Here is a 1,074-nt window from a genome sequence, read left to right as displayed (position 1 = left end):
TTGGATTACCTGCTGGCGGATCCCTGGGGTTGGCCTCATCCGGTGCGGGTGATGGGGGCTGTTATTGCCTGGGGGCAAGGCTATATCCTCAAGCACTGTTCGACTCCGCGAGCACAACAGTGGGGCGGGGCAGTTCTCACCCTAACTTTGGTGGGGGGATCCTACGGCGTGGGCTGGGGACTGGTCGCCATCGGCAATACCATCCACCCCTGGGCAGGGATCCTCGTGCAGGTGATCCTGATGGCCAGCTGTCTGGGAGGGCGCAGCCTGCGCTTTGCCGCCTTGGAGGTGTTGGATCCCTTGGAAAAAGGGGATCTGCCGGAGGCCCGTCAACGTCTCAGCCGCTACGTGGGGCGGGATACAGAGCACCTGACGGCATCGGAGATTTTGCGGGCGCTGATTGAGACGGTGGCCGAAAATACTCCCGACGGAGCAACTGCCCCTCTGTTCTACGCCTTCTTGGGAGGGGCGCCCTTGGCCCTAGCCTACAAGGCCAGCAGCACGCTGGATTCGATGGTGGGCTACCGCCACCCCCCTTTCACCCATTTGGGCACGGTGCCGGCCCGCTGTGAGGATGGGCTGACTTGGCTGCCCTGCCGCCTGACGGTGCTCACCCTGGCCCTGCTCAGCCGGGATCCTTGGGGGTTTTGGCAGCGGTGTCGTCAGGATGCGCAGGCGGATCCCAGCCCCAATTCCGGGTGGAGCGAGGCGGCTTTTGCCTGGCGGCTGCAGATCCAATTGGGGGGAACCAATTTCTATCAGGGGATCCCGAAGGTGAAACCCAAATTGGGGATCCCAGCTCGCCCCTTGACCCCGCAAGTGGTGCGGGAAAGCTTGGGACTGCTGCGACAGGTTGTATGGATTTGGGGGAGTTTGATGGTGGGAGCAACTCTCCTGTTGACCGTTCTGCAACTCATGGTCGTTTATTTCACCCCCTAGGATGAACTAAACAACCGGTTGCTTCCTGCTTCTACGACCCTTACCTAGCTGAGCTTTTGACTCAACCCCGGCAGAGGAATCTCCACAGGCGCAACTTCCCCCAGAACTTGAGGTAGAGTTAGCAAAGCTAACTAG

General features: G+C 60.7%; 1 protein-coding gene. It reads left to right on the top strand.

Going from position 1 to position 1,074, the window contains the following annotated elements; genetic code table 11:
* Positions 1-939: adenosylcobinamide-phosphate synthase CbiB (gene cbiB, locus NW820_RS12615; protein WP_414407671.1), on the top strand; the 939-nt coding region annotated here is incomplete at its 5' end.
* Between the last annotated feature and the right edge of the window lie 135 nt (positions 940-1,074).

The organism is Synechococcus sp. R55.7 (assembly GCF_047461955.1).
In the GTDB taxonomy this organism is placed as follows: domain Bacteria; phylum Cyanobacteriota; class Cyanobacteriia; order Thermostichales; family Thermostichaceae; genus Thermostichus.
The sequence above is the reverse complement of the archived record's forward strand: the minus strand, read 5'-3'. Positions and strand labels throughout refer to the sequence as shown.